Annotated in this window: 8 protein-coding genes; 1 reads left to right on the top strand and 7 read right to left on the bottom strand. The window is 70.4% G+C overall.

From position 1 onward, the window contains the following. The 7 genes from IT306_29565 to IT306_29535 all read right to left on the bottom strand — a co-directional run. Positions 1 to 464 (bottom strand): recombinase family protein (locus tag IT306_29565; protein MCC7372599.1); only part of this gene is annotated, 464 nt, incomplete at its 3' end. A 287-nt stretch (positions 465 to 751) separates the two neighbouring features. After that, positions 752 to 1,126, bottom strand: coding sequence for a hypothetical protein (locus IT306_29560; protein ID MCC7372598.1), 375 nt, complete (start codon positions 1,124 to 1,126; stop codon positions 752 to 754). A gap of 455 nt (positions 1,127 to 1,581) precedes the next feature. Continuing rightward, positions 1,582 to 2,820 (bottom strand): AAA family ATPase, encoded by a 1,239-nt coding sequence (locus IT306_29555; protein ID MCC7372597.1) that lies wholly within the window; start codon positions 2,818 to 2,820, stop codon positions 1,582 to 1,584. A 33-nt stretch (positions 2,821 to 2,853) separates the two neighbouring features. Then, entirely contained in the window at positions 2,854 to 3,051 is a 198-nt protein-coding gene (locus IT306_29550; GenBank protein MCC7372596.1) for a hypothetical protein, read from the bottom strand. Next, positions 3,048 to 3,665 carry a hypothetical protein gene (locus IT306_29545; GenBank protein ID MCC7372595.1) on the bottom strand — a complete coding sequence of 206 codons (618 nt, stop codon included), beginning with the start codon at positions 3,663 to 3,665 and terminating at the stop codon, positions 3,048 to 3,050. Before IT306_29545 ends, IT306_29550 begins: the two co-directional genes overlap by 4 nt. After that, complete coding sequence (locus IT306_29540; protein ID MCC7372594.1) at positions 3,665 to 4,342, bottom strand: hypothetical protein; 678 nt, start codon at positions 4,340 to 4,342, stop codon at positions 3,665 to 3,667. The genes IT306_29545 and IT306_29540 overlap by 1 nt, the downstream gene beginning before the upstream one ends. A 145-nt stretch (positions 4,343 to 4,487) precedes the next feature. After that, entirely contained in the window at positions 4,488 to 5,036 is a 549-nt protein-coding gene (locus tag IT306_29535; protein ID MCC7372593.1) for a hypothetical protein, read from the bottom strand. On the opposite strand from IT306_29535, the gene IT306_29530 reads away from it, so the two are divergent. Further along, positions 5,007 to 5,535: hypothetical protein (locus tag IT306_29530; protein MCC7372592.1), on the top strand; the 529-nt coding region annotated here is incomplete at its 3' end. The genes IT306_29535 and IT306_29530 overlap by 30 nt on opposite strands.

The following is a 5,535-nucleotide window of genomic DNA, read 5'->3' as shown; positions in this document are numbered from 1 at the left end:
GCTGCATAACCCTCACGGATCCGCCGCCCGAGCTTCCGGCTGTAGCTCTCGGCCTCGACGGCCTCGCGGGCCCACTCGTCCCATCGTTCGTCGTCACTGGTCAGGATCCTCTCGTCTGCGAACAGGAGCGCGGCGCCGGCCGCGTGCAGGTCGTGGCGGGCGTTGACGGCGGTGCGCAGGTCCCGCGCGAAGCGGCTGACGTAGCCGACGACGAGGACGTCGTACTCGACGCCCGCGGCCGCCATCATCTCCGCGAACTGCGACGTTGAGCCGACCGTGCGCCCCGAGTGCGCGACCTGCCAGGCGAGTCCGGTGTCGACGAGGCCCCAACGCTCGATCGCGCGGTCCTGCTGCTCACGCTGGGCGTCCGGTCCGAAGGCGTCGAACTGGCCGGCGGTGCTCTCGCGGATCCAGCGCGCGGCGCGGAGGCCGCGGAGGTCGTCGAGCGAGTGGAGCAGGGTCATCGCTCACGCGGGCTCCGTCTTCGCGGGCGTCACGACGCGCATCGTACGCCGGCGCTCCTGGCGCTCGCTTGCCTTTCGCTCAGCGATGGCGCGGGCGACGTCGACGAGGACCTCGAGCAGCGCGGTCGTGCCGGGGAGTTTCTCTCGCGAAAAGGTGCGGGGGTCAGCAGCGCCGCCACCGGGAGCCCGTCGCGTACCCACCCCCCCACGCCCCGCTGCCCTCACCCTGCCGCTCCGATCTCGCTGAGCCGTTCGGGTGCGTGTCGCTTCACCGCGTCGGCCGCGCATCAGCCCATCACCTCGCGCCGCGCGCGGCGCCGGATGAAGTTCTCGAAGTCCGCCAGATCGTCGCCGCCAGTCGCTGCACCGCGCAGCGTCAGGGCCTGCACCTCGCGGACGCCGTCGAACAGGCGCAGCCAGCGGGCCTGATCGTCGGTGACCCGCCGGCGGCCGACCTTGAGCTCGATCGCGAGCAGGCGCCCGCCACGGATCGCGATCAGATCAGGGAACCCGGGCTCAGAGCGCCGCGAGTCGTACGGGTGGAAGACGCTGTAGCCGTGACGGGTGAGGAGCTCGACGACGCGGACCTGGAACGCGGCCTCGTCGGTCAGGCTGGCAGCGGCCAGGACGAGCGGGTCGGGGCGGTAGGCGCGGGCGGTCACAGTTCGGCTCTCCGTCGCAGCTCATGCGGCTTTTGCGATCGGCATGGTGTCGGCACGACCGGAAGGGCCATGAGTTCACTCATCGTCCGCAGCCTCGCCCTCCACGGCGTCGACCTGCGCACGCAGCCGAGCCACGTCCGCCTCCGCCTCCTCCAGCGCGGACTTGGCCTCGGGTCAGGTTGCGCCGCCGCCAGGCCAGCCGGTTCTCGGCAGCGGCCAGCTCACGCAGTCGCGTCGACCTGGTGCTCATGCCTCGAATCCCTCGCGCGCGCACATGCGTGACGCAGGCGCCATAAAGGCGCGTCTGCTGTCCCGTCCCCTCGTCTCCGGTGTCCCGCTGTCCCGTCGATTTCGCGGGACAAGATTCGTGCTCAAATCGACCAAAAACGGGACAAACCGCGGGACAACAGGACTATTTGCGTCATCACGCAACAGGACAGAAAACGGGACAGCCATCAGCCGTTGCCCCACTGGTCCGAGCCGATCTTCACGAAGCGCGGCGGCTTGTCCTTCTGGCCACGGCGCAGGGTGGTGCGCACGCTGTTCGGCTTGGTCGGCTCGGCCTCCTCGTCGTCGAGGTCCTCGTCCAGCGCGTCGCAGATCTTGCTCACGGTCAGGGGCCCGGAGCGCAGGACCGTCTCGATCCGGCGTGCCAGGTCCTCGCCGGCCGGCTTCTCGAACACGTCGACCGGCAGGCCGTCCAGCCAGCTGATCTCGACCAGCGTCGCCGGCTGGCGCTCGTAGTTGTTGTGCTTGCGGTGGGTGAGCAGGATCCGCTCGCCGCTCTTCTTGGCTGACCACGTGACCCGGCTCAGGTTGTGCCAGAAGACCGAGCCGAACGGGTAGCGCAGGTCGTCGCTCTTGGTGACGTGGCCCAGGCTGAGCGCCGGCCGACCGATCAGCTCGAGGGCTCCGGCGTACTGGCTCACCGCCTCCGGCTTGAGAGGGTCGGTGCCCGAGCAGGCCGGCACGATCGAGTCGATGACCAGGAACGTCGCGTCCCAGTCGCTCGCCAGGCGCAGCAGGTCGTCGGCCTGCTCCCAGATCGCCCCGCGCTGGCCACCCCAGGCCGCGGTCAGCGGCGCGACATGGATCACCTCGCCCAGCAGGTGCGAGCCGCCCATGGCGTACACCCGCCGCGCCCACTCGTCGGGATGGTTCTCGTAGTCGCAGATCAGCACCCGCTGGCCGGCCTTGGCCAGCTGCAGGGTCCACCACGCCGCCAGCAGGCCCTTGCCCACGCCGCCGGTGCCGAACAGCACGGTGTGGCCCAGCGGGTCGAGCCGGCCGAAGAGCATCGGCGGCGGTGGCTCCATGCTCATCTCGGCCAGGGTCCGCACCCCGAGCCGTTGGCCGATGCCCGATTCGAGCATGGCCTCGGTGTCCCAGCGCAGGCGATCGACGTGCCCGCTGGCCCGCGCCAGCTGCTCGAGCGCCGCGCTCCGCAGATCGGCGATGCCCGCCGTCAGCTCCAGCTGCCGGCGCGCCGGCATGCGGGCCAGGGCCTCGGCGCCGCGCTGCCAGTCTGCGAGGTCGACCGGCGTCAGGCCCTCGGGATCGGTCAACCACGCGGGTAGGCTCAGCTCCTCGGTCTGCGCCCCGCTGGTCGACGCCGCAGGATCCGGGTCGACAGGCGCTTCCGGCGGCATCTGCGGCCGCGACAGCGCCTCCCAGGCAGCCTCGACGTCGGGCACGGACTCCCCCTGGCTCGGCTCGGGTCGCATCGGTCAGGCGATCTTCCACAGTCTCAGCAGCTCCAGCCGCCGCTCCCGGGTCCGGCTGGCGGCGCCGAACAGCGCGGCCGCGGTGGCCCGCCTGGTCGGGTCCAGCTCGGGGCGCCGGCCACGCTCGCGGTAGGCCACCTCGGCCTCGTACAGCGCGGCCAGGTGGTCGATGCGCGGGTCGCCCTGCAGCTCGGCCCTCATCGCTCGCTGTGCCCCCCGTCGCGCTCGTCGTCGGGGCTGAAGTCGCCGGGCCAGGGCGCCGGTGCGGCCGTCTCCTCGGTAGCCTGAGCGGAGAGGCGGGCGTACTCGGCGAGGATCAGGTGCCCGAATCTGCCACCCGCCATCTTCGCCGCGATGGTTCCTTCGCCGCCCATGAAGTTCGCCCAGTCGGTCGGGCGCTCTCTCTCCATGATCGCTGAAGCACTCCGCACGGCTGAGGCGAGCATGTACTCGTCCAGCGCAGACGGCGCAGCGGCGCGGGCCTCGGCCTCGAACGCTCGCTCGATCAGGTCACCCGTCTCGCGATCGAAGTAGTCCGCGAGCAGGTGAGTGCCACGGTGGAACCGACCGCCACCATGGGCGTACTGGATGCGGGTCGGGAGCGGTCCCGCCGCTGTCGCAGGCTCTCGTGGCTCGGCGGGGCGGTCATGCGATCCGTGACCTTCGCCTGTCTCGACGTTGACCACGCGACCACCGCAGCCGTTACAGATGCCGATGGGGAAGCGGACACCCGTTACCTCCCCGTGGCCGATGATCTTCTCGCCCAACGTCAGCGTTGCGCCGTGCTGATCCATCGGCATTCGCGGCTCACCCATCAGCTCCGCTCCTCCTCCGGTGCTGCTCCGGCGTTGCGGTGGCATGGGCACTCGCATCGAGTCCGCGAGCCGATCGGGTAGACCTCGCGCTTGCCGAAGTCCACCCCTCCGCCGTCATTGAATGGGTCGGGCGTGACGGATGATCCGCAGGCGAGGCACATGTAGACGCCGCTCGGTCTATCGAGGCCATCCGTCAACTCAACGGCGTCCTCCCGGCTCGGCTCAGAGGGTGATGTGGCCCCGGTGAGAGCGGCACGGTTCCGGGCGTCGGCTACCCATCGGGCGTCAGCTTCGAGGATGAAGTTGCCGATCTGCGGCCCGCCCGCACCTTCGCGGACCATCCACACGATGGAGCCGCGCTCGGCAACCCACGGGGCGTCCGAAACCTCGTCTACCGGGAACGCCTCCGCGAGTTCGTCCAGCGCCGCTTCTAGGTCCGGTCGCTCCGTCGCCTCTGTAGAGACCCGCCCGACTCCGATGACGGAGCGGAACCAGACGCCGCATGCGACGCAGTACAGGTCGCCGCCGTCGATGCGGGTCAGTTCGCGCAGTAGGCCGTCGCAGACATGATAGGTGTGCCATCCATCGGGCTTCGGCTCATCCACGCAGGCCCGCCCATCATCGAATCCAGCATCGTAGGATCGCTTGTCGGCCCAGGCAGGAACGTCGTAGGTCATGGCCTAGCCTCCTCATGGCACCGACAGCGGCACCGCCCCCACAGGTGATCGTTCCCAACGTCCATGACGCCTTGAGTGCAGCGGTCGCACGCCTTCTGCGGTCGGTGTGGCTCTGTAGAGGCTCCCGATGGGCGGGCGGGCTCGCTCATGTCTCCACCGCCAGTCGGTACTGCTCCGGCTCGACCCCGAAGGTCCAGGCCACCGCCTCCTGGCAGGTGCGCATCGACGGCGGTACGCGCAGCATGTAGCGCTTGCGACTGCCGTCGGGCTCGGGCGTGGAGTTGGCGACCTCGACCATGACCAAGGGCTCGTCGTCAGCCTGCGGCAGGCGCCACAGCGTGCGGGGATGGCCGAGGCCATCGGTGTCGGCGTGCACCTGCGCTGCATGCGAGGCACGCAGGTAGCGCTCGGCTCCGTAGCGCTCGACCATGACTCGCCGGACCTCGGCGTTGGGCTCGGCGTTGATCTGCTCGACGGTCAGGCTGTGCGGTGCGGTGATGACCTGCGCCGGGACGCGCACGCCGTGCCAGGCGTACACGCCCCAGCCTTCCCAGCCGACCGCTGGCCCGTCCTCGGAGTGCAGGCGATGCGAGCCCCAGCCGCGCGGCGCGATCTGCTCGGTGCGGATCGTGTGCGGCCGCTCGCTGACCATGATGAAGTCGCGGTGCGGCCACCACCAGCAGGCCGATTCCATGGTTGCCTCGTAGGCGCGGGCGCGATCCCACAGGTCCCCCGGCAGCTCCAGCCCGGCGACCTCTCGGAAGTAGCTGGTCCACGCGCCTCCCCACCAGTAGCCGCCGACCCAGAACTGCCCACCCAGGTAGCGATACCACGCTTCACCGACGGCTCCACGGACGGCGTCACCGACGGCTTCATCGACGGCGTCACCGACGGCTTCATCGACGGCTCCACGGACGGCGTCACCGACGGCTTCATCGACGGCGTCACCGACGGCTTCATCGACGGCTCCACCGACGGCTCCACCGACGGCGTCACCGACGGCTCCACCGACGGCTCCACCGACGGCTCCACGGACGGCTTCACGGACGGCTTCATCGACGGCTCCACCGACGGCTCCACCGACGGCTCCACGGACGGCTCCACCGACGGCTCCACGGACGGCTCCACCGACGGCTCCACGGACGGCTCCACCGACGGCTCCACGGACGGCTTCACGGACGGCTTCATCGACG

It is taken from the genome of Chloroflexota bacterium, assembly GCA_020850535.1.
In the GTDB taxonomy this organism is placed as follows: domain Bacteria; phylum Chloroflexota; class UBA6077; order UBA6077; family JACCZL01; genus JADZEM01.
The sequence above is the reverse complement of the archived record's forward strand: the minus strand, read 5'-3'. Positions and strand labels throughout refer to the sequence as shown.